The sequence below is a fragment of the Mucilaginibacter sp. genome, from assembly GCF_025359345.1.
In the GTDB taxonomy this organism is placed as follows: Bacteria; Bacteroidota; Bacteroidia; order Sphingobacteriales; family Sphingobacteriaceae; genus Mucilaginibacter.
Window position 1 is genome coordinate 1 of the sequence record NZ_JANYGQ010000023.1, and the last position, 25,921, is coordinate 25,921.

General features: G+C 42.2%; 24 protein-coding genes. 9 read left to right on the forward strand and 15 right to left on the reverse strand.

Translation table 11 applies throughout. From position 1 onward, the window contains the following. A partial coding sequence (locus Q0R52_RS14860) for a YebC/PmpR family DNA-binding transcriptional regulator (protein ID WP_295795638.1) occupies positions 1–570 on the reverse strand: 570 nt, incomplete at its 3' end. A 170-nt stretch (positions 571–740) separates the two neighbouring features. After that, positions 741–1,691: an NAD-dependent epimerase/dehydratase family protein gene (locus Q0R52_RS14865; RefSeq protein ID WP_295795640.1), complete on the reverse strand. Its 951-nt coding sequence runs from the start codon at positions 1,689–1,691 to the stop codon at positions 741–743. Between the two features lie 215 nt (positions 1,692–1,906). Between Q0R52_RS14865 and Q0R52_RS14870 the strand changes: the two genes are divergently transcribed. From Q0R52_RS14870 to Q0R52_RS14880, 3 genes are all read left to right on the forward strand, one after another. Continuing rightward, positions 1,907–2,917, forward strand: a complete 1,011-nt coding sequence (locus tag Q0R52_RS14870) for an aspartate-semialdehyde dehydrogenase (RefSeq protein ID WP_295795641.1) — start codon at positions 1,907–1,909, stop codon at positions 2,915–2,917. Between the two features lie 667 nt (positions 2,918–3,584). Then, positions 3,585–5,762 carry a P-loop NTPase fold protein gene (locus Q0R52_RS14875; RefSeq protein ID WP_295795644.1) on the forward strand — a complete coding sequence of 726 codons (2,178 nt, stop codon included), beginning with the start codon at positions 3,585–3,587 and terminating at the stop codon, positions 5,760–5,762. A gap of 270 nt (positions 5,763–6,032) precedes the next feature. Further along, entirely contained in the window at positions 6,033–6,662 is a 630-nt protein-coding gene (locus tag Q0R52_RS14880) for a class I SAM-dependent methyltransferase (protein WP_295795646.1), read from the forward strand. 133 nt (positions 6,663–6,795) lie between these two features. Here the strand turns inward: Q0R52_RS14880 and Q0R52_RS14885 are convergent, their stop codons facing one another. Beyond that, positions 6,796–7,140, reverse strand: coding sequence for a hypothetical protein (locus Q0R52_RS14885; protein ID WP_295795648.1), 345 nt, complete (start codon positions 7,138–7,140; stop codon positions 6,796–6,798). A gap of 109 nt (positions 7,141–7,249) precedes the next feature. On the opposite strand from Q0R52_RS14885, the gene Q0R52_RS14890 reads away from it, so the two are divergent. Further along, positions 7,250–8,149, forward strand: a complete 900-nt coding sequence (locus Q0R52_RS14890; protein WP_295795650.1) for a LysR substrate-binding domain-containing protein — start codon at positions 7,250–7,252, stop codon at positions 8,147–8,149. A gap of 212 nt (positions 8,150–8,361) precedes the next feature. Here Q0R52_RS14890 and Q0R52_RS14895 read toward each other — a convergent pair whose 3' ends face one another. From Q0R52_RS14895 to pyrR, 4 genes are all read right to left on the reverse strand, one after another. Beyond that, complete coding sequence (locus Q0R52_RS14895; protein ID WP_295795651.1) at positions 8,362–9,783, reverse strand: serine hydrolase domain-containing protein; 1,422 nt, start codon at positions 9,781–9,783, stop codon at positions 8,362–8,364. A 40-nt stretch (positions 9,784–9,823) separates the two neighbouring features. Next, positions 9,824–9,976 (reverse strand): hypothetical protein, encoded by a 153-nt coding sequence (locus tag Q0R52_RS14900; RefSeq protein WP_295795653.1) that lies wholly within the window; start codon positions 9,974–9,976, stop codon positions 9,824–9,826. A gap of 376 nt (positions 9,977–10,352) precedes the next feature. Continuing rightward, complete coding sequence (locus Q0R52_RS14905; RefSeq protein ID WP_073404884.1) at positions 10,353–11,279, reverse strand: aspartate carbamoyltransferase catalytic subunit; 927 nt, start codon at positions 11,277–11,279, stop codon at positions 10,353–10,355. A gap of 128 nt (positions 11,280–11,407) precedes the next feature. Beyond that, entirely contained in the window at positions 11,408–11,950 is a 543-nt protein-coding gene (pyrR, locus tag Q0R52_RS14910) for a bifunctional pyr operon transcriptional regulator/uracil phosphoribosyltransferase PyrR (protein ID WP_295795657.1), read from the reverse strand. A gap of 327 nt (positions 11,951–12,277) precedes the next feature. Between pyrR and Q0R52_RS14915 the strand changes: the two genes are divergently transcribed. Beyond that, entirely contained in the window at positions 12,278–13,900 is a 1,623-nt protein-coding gene (locus Q0R52_RS14915) for an aminopeptidase P family protein (RefSeq protein WP_295795658.1), read from the forward strand. A gap of 193 nt (positions 13,901–14,093) precedes the next feature. Here Q0R52_RS14915 and Q0R52_RS14920 read toward each other — a convergent pair whose 3' ends face one another. From Q0R52_RS14920 to Q0R52_RS14935, 4 genes are all read right to left on the reverse strand, one after another. Continuing rightward, the gene (locus Q0R52_RS14920) at positions 14,094–14,486 is read right to left on the reverse strand and encodes an ACT domain-containing protein (RefSeq protein WP_295795660.1); all 393 of its coding nucleotides are present in this window, start codon (positions 14,484–14,486) and stop codon (positions 14,094–14,096) included. Beyond that, positions 14,483–14,785 (reverse strand): hypothetical protein, encoded by a 303-nt coding sequence (locus tag Q0R52_RS14925; protein WP_295795662.1) that lies wholly within the window; start codon positions 14,783–14,785, stop codon positions 14,483–14,485. The genes Q0R52_RS14920 and Q0R52_RS14925 overlap by 4 nt, the downstream gene beginning before the upstream one ends. A 105-nt stretch (positions 14,786–14,890) precedes the next feature. Next, positions 14,891–16,867: a 30S ribosomal protein S1 gene (rpsA, locus tag Q0R52_RS14930; protein ID WP_252787738.1), complete on the reverse strand. Its 1,977-nt coding sequence runs from the start codon at positions 16,865–16,867 to the stop codon at positions 14,891–14,893. 180 nt (positions 16,868–17,047) lie between these two features. Next, a complete protein-coding gene (locus Q0R52_RS14935) occupies positions 17,048–17,719 on the reverse strand; it encodes a hypothetical protein (protein ID WP_295795666.1) in 672 nt (223 codons plus the stop codon). A gap of 272 nt (positions 17,720–17,991) precedes the next feature. Here Q0R52_RS14935 and tyrS point away from each other — a divergent pair, with 272 nt between their 5' ends. From tyrS to Q0R52_RS14950, 3 genes are read left to right on the forward strand one after another with little or no spacing between them, the layout of a single operon-like run. Next, positions 17,992–19,275 carry a tyrosine--tRNA ligase gene (tyrS, locus tag Q0R52_RS14940; RefSeq protein WP_295795667.1) on the forward strand — a complete coding sequence of 428 codons (1,284 nt, stop codon included), beginning with the start codon at positions 17,992–17,994 and terminating at the stop codon, positions 19,273–19,275. Between the two features lie 17 nt (positions 19,276–19,292). Then, entirely contained in the window at positions 19,293–19,811 is a 519-nt protein-coding gene (locus Q0R52_RS14945) for an antitoxin Xre-like helix-turn-helix domain-containing protein (protein ID WP_295795669.1), read from the forward strand. A gap of 6 nt (positions 19,812–19,817) precedes the next feature. Further along, a complete protein-coding gene (locus Q0R52_RS14950) occupies positions 19,818–20,279 on the forward strand; it encodes an RES family NAD+ phosphorylase (protein ID WP_295795670.1) in 462 nt (153 codons plus the stop codon). 72 nt (positions 20,280–20,351) lie between these two features. On the opposite strand, the gene Q0R52_RS14955 is transcribed toward Q0R52_RS14950, so the two are convergent. Continuing rightward, positions 20,352–21,032: a PH domain-containing protein gene (locus Q0R52_RS14955; RefSeq protein ID WP_295795672.1), complete on the reverse strand. Its 681-nt coding sequence runs from the start codon at positions 21,030–21,032 to the stop codon at positions 20,352–20,354. Positions 21,033–21,090: 58 nt separating this feature from the next. Further along, entirely contained in the window at positions 21,091–22,068 is a 978-nt protein-coding gene (locus Q0R52_RS14960) for an acyl transferase (RefSeq protein WP_295795673.1), read from the reverse strand. A 159-nt stretch (positions 22,069–22,227) separates the two neighbouring features. Between Q0R52_RS14960 and Q0R52_RS14965 the strand changes: the two genes are divergently transcribed. Then, positions 22,228–22,902, forward strand: coding sequence for a lipid-binding SYLF domain-containing protein (locus Q0R52_RS14965; RefSeq protein WP_295795675.1), 675 nt, complete (start codon positions 22,228–22,230; stop codon positions 22,900–22,902). Positions 22,903–22,991: 89 nt separating this feature from the next. Here the strand turns inward: Q0R52_RS14965 and Q0R52_RS14970 are convergent, their stop codons facing one another. Both Q0R52_RS14970 and Q0R52_RS14975 read right to left on the reverse strand, forming a co-directional pair. Beyond that, positions 22,992–23,330 carry a hypothetical protein gene (locus Q0R52_RS14970; RefSeq protein WP_295795677.1) on the reverse strand — a complete coding sequence of 113 codons (339 nt, stop codon included), beginning with the start codon at positions 23,328–23,330 and terminating at the stop codon, positions 22,992–22,994. 148 nt (positions 23,331–23,478) lie between these two features. Continuing rightward, a complete protein-coding gene (locus Q0R52_RS14975; protein WP_295795678.1) occupies positions 23,479–25,917 on the reverse strand; it encodes a penicillin acylase family protein in 2,439 nt (812 codons plus the stop codon). Between the last annotated feature and the right edge of the window lie 4 nt (positions 25,918–25,921).

The following is a 25,921-nucleotide window of genomic DNA, read 5'->3' on the forward strand; positions in this document are numbered from 1 at the left end:
TTCTAATGCTTTCTGCATTTTACCAAAGTCTTCAAAAGCGGTATGTATCACGCCAATATCGTTTCCTTCTTCATCGGCTTCCACAAATAAATCTTCCAAACCGGCATCAATCAATTCAAATTCCAGCTCTTCCAAATCACGGTCGCCCGGCTCAAAAGTAAATACCGATTTACGGGTGAAAATAAAATCCAATGAGCCGGTTTTGCCCAATGAGCCACCATATTTGGTAAAGTAGCTGCGCACGTTGGCAACAGTACGGTTGGTATTATCGGTAGCGGTTTCAACCAATACAGCAACACCATGCGGTGCATAGCCTTCATAAACCAGTTCTTCGTAATCTTTTTCGTCGCGACTGGTGGCCCTTTTTATAGCGGCTTCCACACGGTCCTTCGGCATATTTACTGCCTTGGAGTTCTGCACAGCAGTACGCAGGCGCGAGTTGGTGTTAACGTCGCCACCGCCGGCTTTTACAGCCATTACAATTTCTTTGCCTAAACGCGTAAACTGAACCGCCATTTTGGCCCAGCGCTTAAATTTTCTTTCTTTACGGAATTCGAATGCTCTTCCCATTTCTTTAGTTCATAGTTGATGGTTCATAGTTCATGGCCATCAGTGCATTGGTTAATGGTTATCATCCCATTAACGCTTATAATCAGCGAATATAATATTTGTTTTAAAATTAAGTCTATAATCAGAGCAGCAAAAACCTTTCAGCTTTTACCTTTTGCTTTTTCCCTCACTTAGATGATTGTCTTAAGATTCGTCAACATATCCTCCGTCATTTTTGCCAAATCGTATTCCAGCTGCCAGCCCCAATCTTTTTGGGCTTCGGTGTCGTCTATCGATTTTGGCCAGCTGTCGGCAATGGCCTGGCGTGGATCACTATCCACATAGCTCATTTCAAAATCAGGGATATGCTTTTTAATTTCATCAGCCAGTTGCTCAGGGGTGAAACTGATACCGGCCAGGTTGTATGATGAACGGATGCCAAGCTTCTCTGCCGGTGTATCCATCAGCGTGATAGTAGCCCTGATGGCATCGTCCATATACATCATAGGCAAAGCAGTGCCTGCTGATAAAAAGCTTTGATATTTGCCTTGTTTTAATGCTTCGTGGAAAATATGTACGGCATAATCAGTAGTACCGCCGCCCGGGTTTGCCCGCCATCCGATAAGGCCGGGGTAGCGGATGCTGCGTACATCCAACCCGTATTTTTCAAAATAATATTCGCACCAGCGTTCCCCGGCCAGTTTGCTGAAACCGTAAACTGTGTTGGGGTCCATCACGCAATATTGCGGGGTGTTATATTGCGGCGAGTGCGGCCCGAAAACCGCGATGCTGCTTGGCCAAAAAACTTTGGCTACTTTAAATTCAACAGCGAAATCAAGTACCGACAAAAGTCCGGTCATGTTTAAATCCCAGGCCACTTTTGGTTTTTGTTCGCCTACAGCCGATAGTATGGCTGCCAGCAGGTAAACCTGGGTGGGGCGGTGCTTGTCAAATATGTGGTGCAGGTTGTCCCTATCGAGCACATTGGCAATTTCGTGTGGGCCGCTATTGCGGATGGCGTATGCCGGGCTTTTTATATCCGAAGCTATTACTGCTTCTGCGCCGTGAATATTTCGTAATGCCTTAACCAATTCGGTACCAATTTGACCATTGGCGCCAATAATTAAAATTTTTTCGCTCATGAAATGCCAGTTTACTTCGGCAAAGGTAGAAAAATGGTTGAATTTTTAGGTTTGATTAAATCGATTAAATGAGCGGTTGATGGTGTAAAATAAACACTTGTTTATGCTTAATTCAATCTTATCAATCCCACTAAAAAGGTAGACAATGTGGTTAATCAAATCAAAAATAATTCCCATCTTTGCAGGAATTTTTAATTAATAACAATTTAAAGCAAATGAAAGTCGCAGTAGTAGGTGCCACAGGATTGGTGGGCACCAAAATGTTGCAGGTCCTTGCGGAGCGCAACTTCCCCGTTACAGAATTAATTCCGGTAGCTTCAGAGAAAAGTGTTGGTAAAGAAATCACTTTTAAGGGTAAGCAGTACAAGGTAGTTTCTGTTGAGGATGCGATAAAACAGAAGCCCGACGTTGCCATATTTTCGGCAGGGGGCAGCACATCATTGGCACAGGCACCGCTTTTTGCAGCAGCCGGCACAACTGTTATTGACAATTCATCGGCCTGGCGCATGGACCCTACCAAAAAACTGATAGTGCCCGAAGTTAATGCCGATGTATTAACAGCTGATGACAAGATCATCGCCAACCCAAATTGTTCAACCATACAGATGGTAGTGGCCCTTAAGCCACTGCACGATAAATATAAAATTAAACGTGTTGTGGTATCAACCTACCAAAGCGTTACAGGCACCGGTGTAAAGGCCGTGGAGCAATTATTTAACGAACGCAAGGGAATAGATGGCCCGAAGGTTTATCCTTACACCATCGACCTTAACGTTATCCCCCAGATCGACGTGTTTACCGAAAACGGCTACACCAAAGAAGAAATGAAAATGGTGAACGAAACCGTTAAAATTATGGGTGATGACAGCATTAAGGTAACCGCCACCACCGTGCGTATCCCTGTTATGGGAGGCCACTCTGAATCAGTTAATATTGAGTTTTTGCACGATTTTGATCTGAGCGAAGTACGCGAGCTACTGGCAAATTCGCCGGGCATCATTGTAGTTGATGATACAGCAAACTTAAAATACCCGATGCCGCTTGATGCGCACGACAGAGACGAAGTTTTTGTTGGCCGCCTTCGCCGCGACGAGAGCCAGGAAAAAACTTTGAACTGCTGGATAGTATCAGATAACCTGCGCAAAGGTGCTGCTACTAACGCTGTGCAGATTGCTGAATATTTGGCTGCGAAGCATTTGATTGGCGCTGGTGAAGTAGTTGCTTAAGTTAGATTAAGTTGATTGGGTTGGATTAAGTTTTGACCCGATGGTGAAATATAAATTATAGGGATGATCGGGAGATTATCCCTATTTTTATTTATAGGTCTATAGTCTCGAACCTTTTTTGCAGGATAGTTTGCAATTTAACCAATTGAGGAAAAGGTATATAACTCAATTTATTGTTAGCTTTATAGCAAATCACCTTGTTTTAATTATCACAATGCCTAACGACGTTCTAACAAAAACTGAGAGTAACCCTAAAGTTAAATTTGATCCATTTTCGAAATTAGACTTTGCTTTGTATAATAAAGCGATATCGAATAAAAAGATATTTTATTGGATTTTACTTGCCGTCCTTAGCTATACATTTTACGAACCTATAAAAACTTTATGTACGGTTATTTTTATTAAGCCGGCTCTCAAATCAATTCCAATAACATATATCATGGATTTGATTGTTTTTGGATTATTTGTTTATACGTGTTTTTTTGTTTTTAACAAACTGTCTAAACAATTATTACCTTCAATTAATAGTTTCGCTTACTTTGCCTTGGGGCTTGCATTCTATTTTATTCTTTGGCGGCCGGACGATTCATTAAGATTCTACGGATTCAAGTGTTGCTCATCACTTTTTTATTCTGATGTAATAGTTTTTTGTCTTTTAATACTTACGATGCATTATAAGACTTTCAAAAGCCAATTATCGAAGAAGGGGAATGCCTCATTAATAGAAGATTCGGACATTTCTATAAAGGAAAACGACCATTACTATAGGACAGGATATGCGAATAAAGTAGCGACTAGAATTGAAGCGACAACTACTCATAATTCCTTTGGTATTGGGATTTTTGCAGAATGGGGCCAAGGGAAAACTGATTTTTTAAAACGGCTTTATAGCGCGCTTAGCGAAAATCAGGAAGAAAATATTTTAGTACAATTCAATCCTTGGCGAATTAATAATGGCGACTTAATTGTTGATGATTTTTTTAAGACATTAGCAAATTCTTTGAAACCTTACCATGCGACGATCGCGGACAAAATAAATTCCTATTCCAAAAAAATATTTCAGACCAGTAAAGAAGCATCATTTCGATTAATTGATACTATAATAGATGATTTCATTGACGAACCGTCCGTCACCGAGCGCTACGATACTATAAATACGTATATTAAATCAACTGGAAAAAGAATTATAGTCTTTATCGATGATTTGGATAGATTAACAGCTTCCGAAATTTTGGAGGTATTACGTATAATTAGAAACACAGCGAATTTTTCGAACACATTTTTTGTCGTAGCAATCGATCACAACTATGTTATTGAAACTTTGAAAAAAACCAATTTAATTGGTAAAGAAAAGGAATATTTAAAGAAGATTTTTCAATTGGTCTTAACGCTTCCAACATTTAAGAAGGAAGTTATTTCTAATCAAATTAAAGAGTATATAAAGACCAAATTATCGAGCGAGGAAGATATAGACAGCTTAAATATTATAATAGACTCGCTTTCTTATAAGTCCACTTCAATAAGTACCGCAGTATTAGAGGGTATCTCAAGTGATAATATCCTCGAAAACTTATTGAATAATCTCAGAGATGTAAAGAGATTTTGCAATTCATTTTTGATTCAATTTGACATACTTAGAGAAGAAGTTCATTGGACAGATTTATTTTTGATCGAGTTAATAAAAGCAAAAAGCTATGAGGTGTACTGTTTGATAGAATCAAAGAAGATTTTTACCGCCGATGAAAATAACTACGACAGTTTTAAATTGTTAGAGCCGGAACTCAAACAATCATTGGAAAACTTAAGCTTTAGTCCCAAAGAGCAAATTTGGATTACAAAAACAATTGAGGCGCTTTTGGATAAGAATGCCTACGGGCATATTCGACGATTTAAATTAGTGTCTAACTTTTATTTATACTTTTCATATCAGTTGTTTAATGATAAGTTATCAATGAAAAAATTTCGTGAGGTCATCACAGACAATAACGATGTTATAATTGAGACTTTTAAAGAATGGATTGAAGACGGTTTTTACTACGAATTAGACAAAATTATGGACTCATATTCGATTCCAATAGGATTGGAATCACTTGAAAAATATGGCGTCCTATTTTTACGATTAGAGGATGAAACTAATACTAGGTGGTTTAATCGAGCGACCAGTTTATTTATCAATAGATACACCCTTTTGGCAGTTGGGAACGAAAAGTTAACCATCGGTCGAAAAGCCTTTCGCAATGTGGTGGGCGATAACAGTCTTACAGCATATTCACGTGCAAGGTTTGTTAGTGCATTTGTGCGCGCGAATAATCAAGAAGATTTTAAATCTTTATCTGAAGGAACTCTGTTTAGTACCGAAGAACTTTTGAAAATGATTTACAAATTATTTAAAGAGTTCTTGTCTACTATCCCAAATTACAATTTTACAGTTCAAGATTTTTTACGTTTTAACAGCGAGCAACAACGTGAATCACCAGGCAACAATAGACGCCTTAATATTGCCCTTAACTCGACACGCTTATTAAAGAAATTTCTTTTGAACAACGAATTTCAATTTGGAGTATATCTACTATTTATGTTACGAAAATCTTCAGGCGATGAATCAGGCACTTACTTTTTCGACCCGTTTGCCGGACAAATATTTAATGGGACAGATGAGTTTTTGAATCAATTAAAAAATTATGATTCTGATAATCAATATTTTAAAATGGCTAAAGATATAATTATAAAATATTTCGATAGGTATTACCCTGCCCAACTTCAATTTAAAGTCGACCCCGCCGACAAGGATGAAATCGAAATGTTAATTGATTATAGGGTAGGGGAATTTGAACAAAAGGAATAATCGGACAAAAACGAGATTATTTTATATCTTAATTAATAGGGGTTGATCATCATCAAGTACATTAAAGAGAAAGACACCAGAACGAAGTTAAAATGGCATTGATTGCCATTTTGAGATAAATACACGCGCAGTTTTTATTTTAATTCTATATTCAAGACGTTTTCAAATGGCAAAATCAACCGTAGACCTCAAATTCGGCCGCGAAGCTTTCGGGGGAGCCCCCCTGGTTACCATGCTATACGCCCTGGATATCCCGATTGGGTTTTTGAAATGCTGCTCGAACGCGGCTGCCTTGGCAAAGATACCGCTACTTTTGAAATAGGGGCCGGTACCGGTATTGCAACCCAACGGTTAGTTGAGCTCGGGGCGAGCCCTTTGGTGATTATAGAGCCCGATGGCCGGTCGGCCGATTTTCTGGGTAATACAATACAGGGAAACGGGCTTTCGATAATTTCCGTTCCATTTGAGGATGCTGAACTCCCTGAAAATAGTTTTGATTTTGGCATTTCGGCAACTGCCTTTCACTGGCTGAATGAGGATGTGGCGTTAGAGAAAATAGCCCGTCTGCTGCGGCCAGGTGGATGGTGGGCCATGGTTTGGAATGTTTTTGGCGTGTATGACCGCTACGATGCATTTCATGAGGCCACGAAAGAACTCCTTTCAGGCCCGATGAGCCCAGCCGAAGGACCTGGAATGACGCCGTTCGGCCTGGACTTTAAATCCCGCCTTGCAGCACTTGAGCGGACAAACGCATTCGAGGCTATCGAATACAAATCAACCGAATGGAATTGGGCGCTGGATGCCAGCCAAACAGTTACACTTTATTCAACTTTTTCAAATATTATTATACGCCCGGACAGGGACGCGCTGTTAACTGAAATAGGCAATATAGCAACTTAACAGTTTGCCGGCCAGGTTACCCGAAATATGGCTACTTGCCTTTATATCGCCCGCCGCAAGGGTTAACCCAAGCCTAAATGACAATCAACCCTTCCGTTATAACTTTATTTGGTAGTGTATCAGTTTGAAAATTTTAGACCCCGTCATAAGACACTGCAATGTGGGTAGTACCAGCCATTAAACCTAATCCCTTCCAAAATGCTCCATTTTCATCACTCCACGTAAATTCATATACACCATTATGCTTTAAGATTTTTAACTTGCAATCTGTTACTAAGGCATTATTTGATTCAATATACCTGCAATTATAATCTCCTTTAACTCCTTCATTATCAGTATGCTGTTTTCTTGCAATTTCAATATCTATATGATAATCTATACCGTTTTTCAATTGCAACTTTGTATTTGTATAAATACCATTGAGTAGATTGCCATTTTCTAAAATTTCATAAACCTGAATACCGTTGAATGCTGTCATATATCTTATTTTTATTCATCGAAGATAATTAAAATGGTGGGGTAAGTACGCAAACTCAAACTGAGACGCTACCACTTTCTTTTATATCGTTTCGTTATCTTTGAAACCTATGATATCTTTTGCCCACCGTGTTTTTATGGAAGTTGCTGCCAATTTGAGTTTCAGCAAAGCGGCCCAAGTGCTGTTTGTAACGCAGCCCGCTATCAGCAAACACATCAAGGCACTGGAAGACCAGTATAAAGTGCCCTTGTTTGAACGCAAGGGAAACAGCATATTGCTAACAGAAGCTGGTAGCAAGCTAAACGAATACCTGTTGCAAGCCACCGAAATTGAACGTAAAATTGAATACGACCTATCGGTGCTGAGCAGCGTGTCGCAGGCATCGGGCCATTTGCGGCTGGGGGCAAGTACCACCATTGCATTGTATATTTTGCCATCTATACTATCTGGTTTTCAGCGGGAGTTTGCCAATGTGGATGTGCAGCTGGTTAACCGGAACTCGGAGTATATTTTAAATGCCCTGCTAAACCACGAGGTGGATATCGGCATTATCGAGGTGGATAATAAGCTCACCACAGTGTCTTACAAACCTTTTATGAGCGACGAGGTGATACCGGTTTGTTCGGCTAAAAGCCCGCTGGCAGGTAAATCACTAAGTTTGAAGCAGTTTGTAAAAACGCCGCTGGCTTTGCGTGAGCGTGGCTCGGGAACATTAAATGCTTTGTTAAAATCACTATCGGCCCTGCACATTAAACCTGCAGACCTGTCTGTAAAGATCCGCCTTGGCGGGACAGAAGCGCTCAAAAACTTCCTGCTGGCCGACCAATGCCTTGGCTTTATGCCGAGGCCGTCCATAGTTCGCCAGTTAGCCGAGGGTGATTTAGTTGAGGTGCCGATAGAGGGACTTAAAATAACGCGCGATTTCTTTTTTATCCGAAGAAAGGGGACAGAAGACTATGGATTGACGAGGGATTTTATTGGATACGCGTTGACGCATATCGAGAGTTAATATAAAATTTTGTCATTGCGAGCGAGGAACGAGCGCGGCAACCGCACGCAGTACACAACCGCCAATGCGAGCTAAATACCTATCTTTTCGCCCTGTATAGCATGCGATTGCTTCGTTCCTCGCAATGACAATTAGATAAGATTTCCTGAAATCATTCTTTTGTTAATAGTAATGCAGTTAAAACTAAGTTTGGTCCTTTCCAAACTAATCAACTATTTAACCAGCTTTCCCAAAATCCCAGCGCCGACCGGATCAGTAGGTTCATAAGCATTAGATAGTACTACAATTGCCACATTCTTTTCCGCATTAAAAGCCATAAAGCTGCTGCTGCCGTACGTGCCGCCGTTGTGGAAGTAATAGTTTATACCATTAACCGGTATTATGTGCCAGCCCAGGCCTATTTTTACATCTTTTGTAAAAGTTATTTGGTGGGTTAATGCAATGGCACTGCCTAGTTTGTCGGCGCCGGGATGCATGTTTACCCGGGCATAGCGCAGTAAATCGTTTACAGTGCTTCGTAATGCGCCGCAAGGGGCAAGCACATCAAATTCCCAGGCCAGGGTTTCACGCCCACTCGAATCATAAACAGATGCGAACCGAGGCGAAAACAGCGGGTTTAAATATTGAGCCGTACTGAGCATAACCAGCGGGTGAGTTATCAGTTCGTTTACCATCTCACCAAAAGTCTTGCCGCTCACATATTGCAATATGGCGCCCAGTAAGCCTACCCCCAGGTTTGAATACGCATACTTTTCGCCTGGTTTGGTAATTGGCCGGCAGGTTTTTAGATAGGCGTACATCATTTGTTTCGTGTAATCTTTATAGGGATTAAACGGGTTGGTCATGCTTTCCTTTAAATTGTCGGGCACACTGGGCAGCCCTGAGGTGTGGTTTATCAAATTAAGCAACGTAATACCGTTAAGCGACTGGTTTACAGCAACCGAATCGGGCAGGTATTTGGTTATCGGGTCGGTAAGCTTAACCTGGCCGTCGTTTACATAATATGCCAGCAAGGTGGCCGTAAATGTTTTGGTGATGGAGCCGATCTCGAAAAAGGTGTCACCATCTGGTAGGCGGGCATTTCCTCTTTTTGTTTCGCCGTACTTGTAGATAGTGGTTTTGCCATCTTTCATAATGCCGATGCAAAGGCCCACGGTGTTTGCCTTTTGGATGTATTTGCGGGCAACGGTATCCACCTGCTTATCCATTGTGGTTAGCATAGGGTTGTTGGTTGGCACAAGCGCTGTTTTATCGGGTGTCGGATCGGTGTAAGGCTTAAACAGGAAGTTTTCAAGCTTGCTTTTATTATCAAGGCTGATAAATACGTTCATGGTAGCATTTGTAAAACTCACCTTGTAGGTTGCCAGGCTGTTGTTTACAAAGCTGGTTAACAAGGCGTCATTTATTTGCCCCAGCGGAAAAAGCTGTTTGGTGGCAACATCACCGAAAGCGTTTATGCTAAACTCCTTTTGAAAAGCATCACCCGCAAGGTTATAAAGGGCATCTGCATTTTTGGCGTTGAAATAAGTTTTTACCAACTTAAATACTGAGTCGACTTTTTGTTGCTGGCGGGTTTGGGCTGATGATGTAATTGCCAAAATGGAGAGTAAAAAGATTAGAAAAGCAGACCTCATATTAAATTCATTTGCCATTTATAACGGTCATATTACCGCTTTAATGCAGCGGGTCGGTTAGGCGGATAAATTTAATCTCGTTATGCGCCCATAAAATCCTGTAAATAATAATACCTGTCGTAGCACCGGCTAAATATGTATACCCGATAAAATTAAACATGTTCGACAGGTCGGCGGCTATATAGGTGAACATATTTTTGATAACCAGCAATGCTGCTAGACTAAACAATCCACATAGTGCAAAGCCGCAAAAGATTCCACCATCAATTAACGAGTATTTTATAATGCCTCTTTTTCTTATTTCGTCCCAGCTCTTAACAAATGCAATGTTATTTAAGTCGTCTGGTGTAAGGCCTTTGGCTTTAAGTTTTTTTTGGAATAATAATTGGTCCTGATATCTATAATATCCCGGAACAAATCCTAAAATATTAAAAATGATGCTGATATAAACAAAGCTTTTTACTTCGACGAAAAAGTAGAGTACGAAAGGGAATATTGAGGATAATAGAAACCCTTTGACGCTAATTTTTAAGTATGTTTTAAAACCGGAATTCACGGATGACGCAATTTTACGGCGTTTGCCCTGCCAGCAGAAACAGCACCGCCATGCGTATAGCCACGCCGTTTTCAACCTGGTCGAGTATGATGGATTGTTTACTGTCGGCAACATCGCTGGTAATTTCAACGCCACGGTTTATGGGACCGGGGTGCATCACGATGATTTCTTTGTCCAGCGAATCTAATATCTGTTTGTTTAAGCCGTAAAGCATGGTGTATTCCCTGAGTGATGGGAAGTATTTTATATCCTGGCGTTCCAGCTGTATGCGCAGCATATTGGCTACGTCGCACCAGTTTAAGGCTTTCAATAGGTTATGCTCAACTTTTACGCCTAACGAGCCAATGTATTTCGGTATCAGCGTGGTGGGCCCGCAAACCATTACTTCAGCGCCCAAATGTTTAAGGCACAATATGTTTGACAGCGCAACGCGCGAGTGCAAGATATCGCCCACGATAACCACCTTTTTGCCGGCTACATCGCCCAGCTTTTCGCGAATGGAAAAGGCATCAAGCAATGCTTGGGTAGGGTGCTCATGTGCACCATCGCCGGCATTTACAATTTGTGCTTTTACATGTTTCGACAGGAAGATACCTGCGCCGGCGTAGGGATGGCGCATTACTACCATATCTACCTTCATGGCCAGTATATTATTTACTGTATCAATCAGCGTTTCGCCTTTACTTACTGATGATGAAGATGCCGCAAAATTTACCACATCGGCAGATAATCGTTTTTCCGCCAGTTCGAACGATAAGCGTGTGCGCGTTGAGTTTTCAAAAAATATATTGGCAATAGTTACATCGCGAAGGGAAGGAACCTTTTTGATCGGCCTGTTCAAAACCGTTTTAAAGTTGTCGGCCGTTTCAAATATTAGTTGAATATCTGCCGGGTTTAAATCTTTTATCCCTAATAAATGCCTTGTGCTTAATCCTGCCATTTCTTTTGATTTCGGAATTATTTTAGTTTGTCATTGCGAGGAACGAAGCAATCTCGTCGCTGTACTTCTTCACCTTGTATAGCGACGAGGTTGCCGCGCTACGCTCGCAATGACGAGTCTTTTATAATTTACTTAGCCTCTGATAATAAAACTATTCTATCTTCCCCATCCGTCTCTATCCAACTCACTACTACTTTCTGTGATGCGATTGAATCCACCTCAATTCCCACATAATCAGCTTCCACCGGTATATGCCTTGAATATCTTCTGTCAACCAGCGCCAGCAACTCAATTTTTTCCGGGCGACCAAATGCCTGCAGGGCATCCATGGCGGCGCGGATGGTGCGGCCTGTCCACAGTACATCGTCCATCATGATCACCTTTTTATTCTCAATGATAAAATCGATTTTGGTTTGATTGGGCACCAGTTGGTCGCGGCGGCGAAAATCGTCGCGGTAAAAGGTGATGTCTAAATCGCCCTGTAATATGGTTTTGCCCGGTAATATCTTGCGAAGTTCTTCAGCTATACGCTTGGCTAAATAAATGCCGCGCGGTTGTATACCAATAAGTACCGATTCAGAAAAATCGTTATGATTTTCTATTAACTGACGACATAAACGCTGTAGTGTTATTTGAAATTTCTGACCGTCGAGCAGTGTTAGATTTTGCATCGTATGGGTGGATTTGGGCAAAGGTAATTATTTTTGGTGATTAGTTAATTGGAGATTAGAGATTAGTTGGGGCTTGGGGATTAGAGATTAGATACCAGAGGTTAGTTAATCGGAAATTAAAGGAACTTATAAACGAAAATAAATGTAGCGTCTTTCGGACTTTCCCGACTTTCGGACTCCCCAAAAATCTCACCCGGAAAGGGTGATTAGTTTTTAATTACTAAAGTTTATACTTGTATAAATTTTGCACGCATTTGGTTGGCGGGCAAAATGTTTAATTTGTACCTTAACTGAATTTAAACAGAACAAATAACTGACTTATTATTTATGAATTTTTTTAACAAAAGCCTGCTGGTTGCTGCTTTGGCCTGCTGCACCACTGCACAGGTATTTTCGCAGGGCAGCGAGGCCCAAAACCTGCCGACAGATTATTTAACCCCCGCGTTTCATGCCGGGCGCAGGCAGGCCCTGCGGGATATGATGCCCGGTAATTCTGTAGCCGTAATTTTTGCTTACCCTGAGCGGGTTTTTTCGAAAGATGTAAATTATGTTTATCATCAAAATCCAGACTTATACTACTTTTCGGGATATAAAGAGCCTGATGCCGTTCTATTGGTATTTAAAGACACGCAAGCCGATGGCGACAGCAGCTATAACGAGTTGTTTTTCGTTCGCCACCGCGACCCGCAGCAGGAGCAGTGGACCGGGCGCCGGCTGGGTGTTGCCGGTGCAAAAGCCAAACTCGGGTTTAAAAGAGTTTACAACAGCGAGCAGTTCTCAAAATTCCCGATAGATTTTAAGAAATTTAATACGGTTTTGTATGATGATCTGCCCGATGACGTGGGTGGCGGCGGTGCGGGAAGTCTGAAAGAATTGTTGGGTGCCTTTAAAGAAAAAGCTGACATCAAAACTTCAGACAAAGCCCTGACCAACGATTTAAATGTGATAGGTAAATACGCTACACCTAAGAACCTTGACCGGATTATGGCCTTCCTGAAACCACGCCTCGACCGGGAAGCATACAAAAACAGCCCGATCATTCAGGAACTGGTGGCAAAACCTGATTCTGCAACGCTGGCTGATGTAAAATCAAAAATTAGCGCCAGTCCTTCGGGTCTCTCGCTTTATGAAAAGTTTACTACCGATTTGCGGGGAGTTAAAACATCCGAAGAATTGGATTTAATGCGCAAAACGGTGAAAATATCCAGCATTGCCCATGCAGAGGCCATGCGCGCTGTGAAACCACAAATGAGCGAGCAGGAACTGGAAGGCATTATGTTGTATGTACACAAACACTATGGCGCCGAAGATGAAGGTTATCCGCCAATTGTTGGCGCAGGTGCCAACGGCTGTATACTGCACTATGAAGAAAATACTGCTACCAAAGTAGATAACCAGTTGGTACTGATGGATGTTGGTGCAGAATACCACGGCTACAGCGCCGACGTTACCCGCACGTTCCCATCTAACGGTAAATTTACCGAAGAGCAGAAAGCGATATACCAGATAGTTTATGATGCCCAGGAAGAAGTATTTAAACTTTGTAAAGATGGTGTGCCATACGGCGATTTGGAAACCAAAACCCGCGAGGTGCTTTCATCGCGATTGATACAACTTGGTATTATTAAGGATGCCAAAGAAGTGGGTAAATATTACCCGCACGGCGTATCGCACCATTTAGGTTTGGATGTGCATGATAAAGGGGAATATGGCGGCGGTTTAAAAGCAGGCATGGTGATCACTGTTGAGCCCGGCATTTATATCCCTGCCGGCAGCCCTTGCGATAAAAAATGGTGGAACATCGGCGTGAGGATTGAAGATGACGTGCTGATAGGTAAAACCGAAGGCACGCTATTATCAATAGATGCTCCCCGTAAATGGCAGGATGTTGAGAAGACCGTTGCCGAAAAAAGCATTTTTGACGGCGGGAAATTACCGGATTTGAAATAGATTAACCGTGTTTTCAACCATATCGTCATTGCGAGGAACGATCCGCCAGCTGGCGGACTGCGCTTGCTAATCACGAACCGCTATACAAATGGTGACCTGAATGCCGCATTTAGGTCATCACAAATTATAAGGTTCTTGAATGTCCTATGTAGAGGTTGCTTCGTTCCTCGCAATGACGTAATTTAATAAGTTGTCAATTTGATAGCTTTTGTAATGCCATCATCGCCTTCTCTGCATCCCCTTTAGCCACAAAAATATGGTCGTGATAATAGGCAGCTACCACATTGCAGCTAATACCTTCGTTACCAAGCGCCGTTGCGAAAGCTGCTGTCAGTCCTACCGCTTCCAATGATGAATGGATGGTTAAGGTAATCCAGGCGGCGACATAGGTATAATTTAAACCCAGTTTATCCGCCAATTGCTTATCAAGTATAATAGTCCAGCCCTCTTCTTCTTTAAAAAGACCAATTATTTCCTTTGGGTCGAAATTATTTAAGGCGCTTACCGTGCAATACACATAGTCGCCCTCGTTAAGTTTGGGGCTCATAGTTTTTAGCAGGGCCTGAAGATTGGTTTCGCCACTCATGCGTTTTCAATTACTAATACCGGTAATGCTATCAAAATTATTACAGTCACGCCCAGCAAAGCCAGCAGCACAATTCGCCACAGTTTTGCATATAACGAATAGTTATGTTTTGGTGTCCTGAAATAGCCAATATAACTTCCCAGGCTAACCAAAGCGCAAATAACAAGCAAAGCGATTACCAACGGGTAGGGCATTACAAAATCACTGAAATTGAAATAAAGTAAGGCTATTGAAATGATAAGGCAAATGACAATAAGCAGTATGTAAACAAAGGGATTTAAAGGCTTGCGGGTGCTCATAAGAGCAAATATAATTAATGGATAAGATGATATCTGTAAAATTTAGCAACAAAAAAGCCCCCGGCATTGCTACCAGGGGCTTATAAGGATTTAATTTATTTAAACTTATTCAGCAGCTTCTTCTTCCGAAGCTTTTTTGGCTGTTGTTGTAGCTTTGCGTGCTTTGTTTTCAGCACCTTCCATTTGCTCTTTCAACTGTGCCAATACGCTCAGGTCGCCTAAAGTTGATTTCTCAACCGACTCTTTCACTTTTTTCACAGCGTTGCTTGCAGATTTTGCTTCCTTTTTACGGGTTTCAAATTCCTGAACACGTTGCTCGGCACGGGCTTCTTCCCAAATGCGTGAGTGAGAGATAACGATGCGTTTGTTTTCTTTGTTAAATTCAATGATTTTGAACTCAGCAGCTTCTTCAGCCTTTAAGCTCTTGCCATCTTCTTTAACCAGGTGTTTGGTAGGGCAGAAGCCTTCAACACCGTAAGGTAAAGCAACAATTGCACCTTTATCGGTTACTTTTAATACAGTACCTTCATGTATCGAGTCGATGGTGAAGATGGTTTCAAAAGTATCCCAAGGGTTTTCTTCAAGCTGTTTGTGGCCAAGGCTTAATTTGCGGTTGTCAACATCAAGCTCAAGTACAATCACGTCTAATTTTTCACCAACTTTAGTGAATTCGTTAGGGTGATTAACTTTCTTAGACCATGAAAGGTCGCTGATGTGGATCAATCCGTCAATTCCGTCTTCAAGCTCAACAAACACACCAAAGTTGGTCATGTTTTTAACAGTAGCGATGTGCTGAGTGCCAATGGCGTATTTCTCAGCAGCGTGCTGCCATGGATCAGGCGTTAATTGCTTAATGCCCAAGCTCATTTTGCGCTCGTCGCGGTCAAGTGTTAATACCTGTGCTTCAACTTCGTCACCAACTTTCAGGAATTCCTGAGGGTTACGTAAGTTTTGCGACCACGACATTTCTGATACGTGGATAAGGCCTTCAACACCCGGGATGATTTCAAGGAATGCGCCATAATCGGCAACGGTAACAATTTTACCTTTAACCTTCGAGCCAATCTGGATGCCTTCATCAAGCGACTGCCAAGGGTGTGGGGTAAGTTGTTTTAAACCAAGAGCGATACGTTTTTTCTCATCATCAAAATCAAGCACAACAACGTTGATTTTTTGATCTAATGCTAAGATTTCGCGCGGGTGCTCTATGCGGCCCCATGAAATATCTGTAATGTGTAATAAACCGTCTACGCCGCCAAGGTCAATAAATACACCAAAGTCGGTAATGTTTTTAACGGTTCCTTCCAATACCTGGCCTTTTTCAAGTTTGGCCACAATTTCGGTTTTTTGGTTTTCCAAATCGTCTTCAATCAGCACTTTGTGCGATACCACTACGTTTTTAAACTCGTGGTTGATCTTAACAACTTTGAACTCCATGGTTTTGCCCACATAAACGTCATAATCCCTGATAGGTTTAATGTCGATTTGTGAACCTGGTAAAAAGGCTTCAACGCCCATAATATCTACAATCAAACCACCCTTAGTTCTGCTCTTAACAAAACCAGTGATGATTTCATCATTGTCTAATGCAGAATTAATACGCTCCCATGATTTTTGAGTTTTAGCACGTTTGCGCGAAAGCACTAACTGACCGTTAGCATCTTCCTGCGACTCAACAAATACTTCAACTGTGTCACCGATTTTCAAATCAGGTGTATCACGGAATTCAGACACTGATACCAAACCGTCAGATTTAAAGCCAACGTTTAATACAACATCTTTGCTGTTAACATTTACAACTGTACCGGTGATGATTTCGCCTTTGGTGATAGAGCTGAAAGTTCCATCATACATTTTCTCGAATTTCTCACGGTCGCTGTCGCTGTAATTGCCAAATTTTTTCTCATCAGCATCCCAATCGAAATCTTCGTTTGCTGCTGTGATTTTTGATTTGATCTCTTCGATCGAAATTGAATCAGCCTCTGACTCAATTGTTTCTTTTTCCTGAGGAGTTGCTCCAACTACTTCGAGTTCAGCCTCCTTAGCTTTTAATTCTTTTTCTGCTTCCTGTTTTTTTGCCATTAAATAAATTTTCTCCTTTTCCCAATTTCTTAATTGGGACTGCAAAGGTAGGTATATTAATTTTATTTAGAAAAGAATATTTTAATGTTAAATGCTGATTTTAAGGCTATTTTATGCAGAAAGCAGTGGTTTTTAGCTGGTTTCTAAGACTGCAGACCAGGTAAAGTCTATTGCCGGCACTTAATTAGCGGCCAACTTCCCGTCTATCTCATCAAAAACCGACATGAAATTGCCTAGTAAATCCAGGCGATAGGTTGTTAAAATCGCATTTATGGCATTTTCATGATCCGGCGTAAAAGGGTCGCGCCAAACGCGCATGCAAATCCTTTTTAAGGCATACGCTATCTGTTGCGTTTCGGCATAGCTGTATAAATACCGGCTTGATTTAAAGCCTTCGAAGAATTTAAAGAACACGGCCGTGTTTTTAAGTCCGGCAAAAGTTAAAAAATCATCAACAACTGCTACATCGCATCCATTTAGATGATCGTAAAATACATCGGCAGTCACTTTTCCTGTAGTTAGCAGTAGGTTATCTAAAATAAGCTCGATGGCAATATGGCCCAAAAAGAACGGTTTCACCGGTGAGCCCTCGATAACGGGCCGAAGTAATAACTTTAGTTTGTGCGAGTGTTCAAGAAAGAATCCGGAAGAATGGAAATGGCGGTCAACTTCCAAGTGTTTGTTCCATCCGTTTATAATGGAGTTTACAGATGGGTTGGTACTTTGTAATTTTTCGGGGTGAAGAACGATTGTTTTATCAGCATTTTTCAAAAGATCGGGCAATACGGTACCAAGTATATGGTAACAATCATCAACTTCCCGGTCGAAATAAAAGTGCGATAAAAAATTCATAGTGGTCCTCGTCAAAAGTCCTGTACAATCCCAAAATAGTTAAATATTATGATTCCACCGATTATTATTTGATTTCGCCGATTATTTGATTTTATGATTACAGAGATTTAATGGTAAGGGAAATTTAAATTTGGAGCGAAGCTATCGGGGTAATTATCATCCAAACGGCGAAATCCAAAACAAATAATCGGTGTAATCATTCCCCAATCGGTGTAATCATAAATAATTATATTTGCCGTCCCGAAAGCTATCGGGATTGAATTGAACACGAAATGAACTTTGTTGAAGAATTACGCTGGCGGGGTATGCTGCATGATATTATGCCCGGAACCGAAGAACTGTTAAATAAAGGAATAGTATCGGGTTATATTGGTTTTGATCCGACGGCCGACTCGCTGCATGTGGGCAGCCTGGCCCAGATTATGACCATGATACATTTTCAGCGCGCGGGGCACAAGCCTTTTGCGCTGGTAGGTGGCGCTACCGGCATGGTGGGCGATCCATCAGGAAAATCGCAGGAGCGCAATTTGCTATCTGAAGATGTACTGCAGAAAAACCTGGCAGGCATAAAAGGACAGTTAGAGAAATTTCTCGACTTTGATTGCGGGGCCAATAGCGCCCAAATGGTAAATAATTACGATTGGTTTAAGGATTTTACGTTCCTTGATTTTATCCGCGAGGTTGGCAAGCATATCACCGTTAATTATATGATGGCCAAGGATTCGGTTAAGAAAAGACTTGAGGGCGAAACCGGCATGTCGTTTACTGAATTTACTTACCAATTGGTGCAGGGCTACGATTTTTACTATTTATGGAAGAATCACAATTGCGCATTGCAAATGGGCGGCTCCGACCAATGGGGTAACATTGTAACCGGTACTGAACTGGTGCGCCGCAAGGGCTCGGGCGAAGCATTTGCATTAACTACGCAATTGATAAAAAAATCAGACGGAACAAAGTTCGGTAAAACCGAAGGCGGTAATATCTGGCTGGATGCTGAGAAAACATCGCCGTATAAATTTTACCAGTTTTGGCTGAACACCAGCGATGAGGATGCCAAAACTTATGTAAGGATATTTACTTTGTTTGATGAGGAAACTATAAAAGCTTTAGAAACAGAGCAAGATGCCGCGCCACATTTACGTGTGCTGCAAAAAGCTTTAGCCAAAGATATAACTATCCGCGTGCATGGTGAAGCTGCGTACGAAAAAGCAATTAAGTCGTCGGAGTTTTTGTTTGGCAATGTTGGTATTGAGTTTTTGAGCGAATTGAGTGACGGTGAAGTGCTTGGTTTGTTTGAAGGTGTGCCTAATTTTACCATCAACATAGCCGATTTGGAGCAAGGAATTAATATTGTCGATTTATTGGCGGCGCACACAACGGTTTTTCCATCAAAAGGCGAAGCCAAAAAAATGATACAGGGTGGCGGTACAGCCATCAATAAGCTGAAAATCAATTCGGTTGATGACACTTACAATAATGATAATTTAATAAGCGGTAAATACCTGGTTGCCCAAAAAGGCAAGAAAAATTATTTTTTAATTATTGCTGAATAAATTTGATAATCCGACAAATGGTGATTATATTTGCCATTATGTCGCACAAATCAAAAATAGAAGATACCCCAAACATGCTCAACGAGCCGATGGTAGCTTATGCTGTTGGTGGCTCGGGCAATACCTTTTATAATTTGTTGGGTGGTGCCAGGTCATTAAGGTTTTCTAATGATTTTGATATCATTAACCTGGCACGTAAAGGGTTTTCAAAGGGCACTTTGCTTGCGCTGGCAAAAAAAATATCCCTTAACCTGCAGGAGTTAGCAAACATTCTGCACATTAGCGAGCGCACCTTACAACGCTACGATGACAACGAAATTATAAAACTAGAGTATGCCGAAAAGGCCGTTGAGCTTGCGCGCCTGTATACCCGCGGCGAGGAGGTTTTTGGCTCTATCGATAAATTTAAGCTATGGATAAAAGCCCCGAGCCTTATTTTCAATGGCGAGGCTCCGGTTACCATCCTTGATACTTCGGCCGGCTTTGATATGATTTTTCGTGAGTTGGGCCGCATTGAGCATGGTATTTTTGCTTAATTGCTGATGATACTTTACCGTATTACACGTTGTACCTATGCCAACGACCTTAGCGGCACCGGCGCCCGTTTGTTTGGCGGCAGGTGGAACAGCATAGGTAAACCGGCTGCTTATTTTGCCTCTTCATGCTCACTGGCAATATTGGAGGTGTTGGTGCATTTGCAGCCTTTAATGATTCCGGATGATTATTGCCTTGTTGAGGTGGAGGTGCCAGAAAAACATATACAAACAATTACGGCCAATATTCTTCCCAAAAACTGGAAAGACATTTCTCCACCCCAAATATTAGCCCGCATTGGCGACGACTTTTTAAAGAAACAGGATCATTTTATGCTGAAAGTACCCTCGGCCATTGTGCCTGCCGAATATAATTACCTCTTGAACCCGCTACACCCTGATATGCAAAAGGTAAAAATAATAAAGAAAGAACCTTTCGATTTTGATAGCAGGCTGGTGAGTGGTGAGTAGTTAATAGTGAGTGGTGAATGGGAATGGTTTTAGCGAATAACTACTCACAATTCTCTACTCACTATTCACCAGCTACAAGTCATTCAACAAATCCAATTTCTTGTGATTGTATTCTTCCTGCGAGATAAGGCCATTGTCAAACAGCATCCTTAATTTTTTCAACTTTTCGGTGAGCTCATCTGGTTTTTGGGCCTGGGCAACAGGCGCTGGTGCAGAAGTAGGCTCGGGTAAACGAACAGGGTCCTGTTGTTGTGGTATTGGCTCAACAGGTGTGATAGGGTGCTGCGATGATAGTTGCGAGGCATGCTCAAATTGCATGGCCCCGCTTTCGGCACGTTTGTCTTCCAGGTCGCGTAAACGGCGGGCTTCGCGCTCGGATTCTTTACGTTCCTGTGCGTATTGGTATAGCTTGCGGGCTTGTACTTTTGGCAAGTAATCAACTCCCATTTCGGCGCCATTAGTGGTTTTTACGCTGAATATGGCGCCAATAATTTCTTCCTTAGTAAAAACGTCTACTATATCTTTCCAAACAAAATCAACAAATTTTATCGAGAGGCCCAGGTTTGCGGGGGTGAAAAATAGCACTCTTTTGCTGGTTAATGCAATACAATCAGGGAATAAGTTTACTATAGGTTTTTTTTGAACCGCAATGTATATTATTTCTTCGCCGGTGGTAAGCAGGTCGGTTAAGCGCATGTATATTTTCTCAACCGCTTTGGGGTCCTGTTCTTCGTTCAAAAATTTCTCAATCATCGTAATACCAGTTAGTATGGTGCAAAAATAATAATATTATGTTAGTAGTAAGTTAAGTTTACGCAATCAGCAAATTACAGCCCCTTATATCAGAATTATCAAACCTGCCTAATACTTCGAAAGAGCCATCAGTATAAACTTTCCCTAAATCCTGTGTGGCTAAAAACGAGCACGAATTGATGTTTGCCAAATCGATGATATTTATACCCCCTGCTTTATCATTTTGCAGCAAATCCAGCGGGTCGTTGGCGTCGCGGGTGATGATCTTCATCCAAGGCGGGCAATTAAAAATGCCATCGCCTTTTGAATAAGCCTGCGATAGCAATTCGGTCATGCCGTATTCTGAGTGGATGGCGTTCACGCCAAATCCATCACATAGTTGCAGATGCAGTTCTTCCCGGATCATTTCTTTGCGCCGGCCCTTCATGCCACCGGTTTCCATCACTATCAATTCGGGGAAGTTTAGTGTGTATTGCTCCACAAAATCAAGCAGGGCAAAGGTAACGCCTAGTAACAGTGTAGGCTTTTTAGCTGCCTGCTGTTTTTTAAGCTGATGGTGAAGTTCATCGTAGTTGTATAAATAGAAGCCGCTATCCGGGTTGTTTGACTGTTTGATAAGGTCATCGGCCATATAAATTAACGACGACCCTTCGCGTTCGAGATACGCCGGGAGCAATGCAAGAATAGTGTATTCCTCAATATCGCCGTAAAATAATTTAAAAGCCCTGCGAAAGCTTTCGGTATACCAGCTAACATCGGTTACCAGGTGACTGCTGGTTATCATGCCTGTGGTGCCCGAGCTGGTAAAAGTTACCTCTGCAGGCTGGTTTGAGCTTAATACCTTATGCGATTTAAAAAACTCGATAGGTAAAAAAGGTATTTGCTGTATGCTGTTAATATTACCTGGATTAATATTTAGTCCTGTTATAAAATCGTGGTAAACTTTGCAGTTTTCGGCCTGGTATTTAAAAATCTGCAGGGCAATATTTGTAAATGCCTGTTCGTTATCGATTGAAAATACCTGCTGCTTATTCATCGGGGCAAAGATAATGTTGATTTGAAGATTTGATGATGGGTTGATTTGAAAAGCGTCATAAATCAGTAAAATCCCGTAATTCCGGTAAAACAAGGCTGAAATTTCAGGGTTATAACAGTAATATTTGCGCACAAATTTAATCTGCTTAAAAACACAATAATGAAATCAATCAAATTTTTAGTGCTGTCGTTGGCACTTAGTATCTTTTTTATAGCCGGCTCTGCTTTTACTGATGGCAGTAAAGAAACCGAACGTTTGCACGCTGCGTCGAACGTTTTAAAGGATTTTGGTAAAATAAAGGAAAGCATCCCCCATAACCTGCTATCAGAATGCGAGGGCGTAGTAATAGTGCCCAAATTAATAAATGCAGGCTTTGTTGTTGGCGGTAAACGAGGCAGGGGAGTTGCGATGGTGAGATTGAGCGATGGCAAATGGAGCGACCCCGTATTTATTACTATGACCGGTGGCAGCATAGGCGCACAAATAGGCGTGCAATCTGTCGATTTGGTTTTGGTGTTTCGTCATAAGGGCGTACTGGCCAAAGTTAAAAATGGCGATTTTACCATCGGCGGCGATGCTTCGGCAGCGGCGGGTCCTGTTGGCAGGAGCACTTCAGCCAATACAGATTACAAGCTTGATGCCGAAGTTTATTCCTATTCGCGCAGCCGGGGTTTATTTGCGGGCATCAGCATAAATGGCTCAAACCTGGGTATCGATAAAAATGCCAATGCCAATTTTTACGGCTCCGATATAACCTCGAAAGAGATTTTTGATACCAATAAAAATGATTCGGAAGCAGTTACTGGTTTGAAGGCTTCGTTGACGGCTTTGTAGTTGAGGAGGTGAAAGGATAGGATAAAGGTAAAAGGCTTTCTTTTCCTGACAAAAACGCCCTGGTACTTTTACCGGGGCGTTTTTGTTAATTATTTTTTTGCAAGCGCACGCTTCAGCAATACCCCCGATAGCGCCGACATTCCACCAACTATACCGCCAATCAGTGCGGTTATCAGCAATAATAGTACCCAGTTCGGCAATTGGAAAAGGCTGGCAACACGGGTAGCCAATATATTATCATTAGGCACAGTCTTGAAAAGTGCAAGTACCGTCCATGTGATGAACACCGCCCCAAAGCCTGCCCCAAACGACCGCGCCGGGGTTTTGCCGATAAACAGCGCCGGTAAAAATGCCGCGATGGCAATCACCCACCAGGGTAAAAAGAATCCGCTGGCAAAGGTTAATATTAGTATGATGAAAAATAGCATAGTGGTTATCCTTTAATTTTATAAATATTTGTCATTGCGAGGAACGAAGCAATCGCGAACTATACAAGGCTGCCCTGTGACGTTTGCGGTTGCCGCGTTCGTTCCTCGCTCGCAATGACATGGTTTTTTAGTTCTTTCAATTCATCACTCATTTCTTCTCCAGCCTCAACGTCGATTTTATCCTCCCCGAATTCTCATCCGACGAGTTTAAAAACAGCAATTCATTCAATTTGCCGTCTTTCCAGGTATCAAACATATCGCGGTAGTAAAAACTGCCGGGATTGCCTGATTCGCCGCCGGGGAAAACACCATAGCCTTTAACCGTTGGTCCCATTTGTACCACCATGCGCCAGCTTGGGCCACTATTATTTCGCAGGGCATTAATCACGCCGCCGCGCCCGCCGGCGAAAAATTTCCCGGTGCCAAATCCTGGCAAATTCGCCAGGTGATTTATAAACGTTTCTTTTACCATTCCCCATTGCCATTTGTCGCCAGGCTTGCCATTGTTGCGTGTTAACTCGTCAACTGCGGTGTAAAACGAATGGTTTACCATGTCGGCGCAGGTTTCTTTTAATGGTGTTTTGGTGTTGTCGAACCATTTTGAACCGGGATCGGTAAGCAGCAGCTTTTCAGTTTCGTCGAATGATGGATATTTTAAATAGGTTCCCTTAATATTAAACTCATCATCCCATACCAGGAGATAAAACTTACGCCACCAATTATCAAAAATACTGGCACCTATTGAATTGGCGGCATAATGCTTATCCCATTTTTTTATGATGTTGAATGCCTTTGCCTGGTCGTCGCTCAATTTGGTTGGGTCGACGTATTTAATCATTGCCGACAATACATCCTGCGCCAGTATGCTATAGTTATCCATTTGCATTATACGCATACTATCCACGGTGGCCTTTTGCATGGCGCCAAGCCTGTCGTTTATGCGTTTGCCACGGTAATATTGCTCGAAGCGCCAGTTAATATAATATGGATAAGATGGGTCGGTTGATGACTGGTTGGCCGAACTTACAAAGCCGCGCGGCGGATTTTTTACCGTTGGGTTTTGGTCGGCGGGTATCCAGCCCTGCCAGTCGTTTGCCGGGTCGCTGCCGTCCATAATGTATTTGCCCTGTTCTTTATATTTAAGCGGGAACCTGCCATTTGGCGTTATGGCAATATCGTTATCATTGCTGGCGAAAATAAAGTTTTGGGCAGGAGCGGTAAAATGGGTAAGGGCTTCGCGGTAATCGGCATAATTTTTACCACGATTAAGGTTGTAAAAAGTTAAAAACTCGTTCGATTCATCATGCGCTATCCATCTTAAAGCGTCGCCAACTGGTATGTTTTCAAATTCGTCCTTAGGTTTTTTTGCCTTTGTTTCATAAACCACCGGGCCGTGATGTGTGTAGAGCACAGTGTCGACCTCGGGCGCCTGGCCGAGAATATTGATAACCTCTACCCGCTTTTTAACGGCATTCCACTTGTTGTTGTACCAGTATTCGTTTTTGGTGTTATCTTTAAACTTTACCTGGTACCAATCCAGCACGTCGGCGTCAACATTGGTAACGCCCCAGCTTATCTTTTGGTTATAGCCAATAATTACACAAGGAGCACCCGGCAGCGAAACCCCGTTTACATTGCCGGTTGGAGATGATAGCTGTATTTGGTACCATATTGCCGGGAAAGTTAAATTTAAATGCGGGTCGTTAGCTAAAATAGGGTAGCCCGTGGCCGATTTATTGCCTGTTATAGCCCAGTTATTGCTGCCAATGCCATCTACTTTTTCTTTTGGTTTGATATTTTCGGTCATCTGTGCAATATAACCAGCTGATGGTTTTGGGATAGGCAGCGGCTTAAAGTTCCATTTGGTGCCAACAGGTATTATCGGGTCTTCGTGGAAAGGGTAATCGGTAAAAAGTTCGTTAACTGCTTTTGCGCCAAAAACGCGCAGGTTATTAGTCATTGCAAACTGGTCGGACCCGCCGGCCAATGTTTCCGACATCAGTTTTAATAAAAAAATACAGTTGATGGGTTTCCATTCTTCCGGGGCATAATTGAGCAATTTAAACTCAATTGGGTAACTCTTTGGGGATAAGCTGTGCACGTAACTGTTTACCCCTTCGGTATAAGCCAGTACCATGGTGCGCGTTTGCGGGTTGGCCATAATGCCCTTAAGCCCGTTTTCGGCACCATAAACCATGCCCATGCGGCGGTGATAGCGGTCAATCTCCAGCGCTTTGGGCCCTACAACTTCTGATAGCCGACCTGCTGCACTACGGGTTTGTATGTCCATTTGCCATAAGCGATCTCGGGCGGTTACAAAACCCTGGGCGTAGTACAGGTCGTGATCGTTTTTGGCGAAGACATGAGGGATGCGATGGTCGTCGTATTTGATGATGACTTCATCCTGCAGGCCGGTTAGCGTCAATTTTTCAGCAGGCAGAATATTTTTGCTCTCAGCATTTTGCCAGAAACCGGTTGAAGGATTAAGGAACACACCCATGGCCGGGATATCGCCTATTTTTGTTTCCAGCACTACGATAAGTGCAACTGTGAAAAATATGGCTATAAAAGCTTTTACAAACCTCATTGCG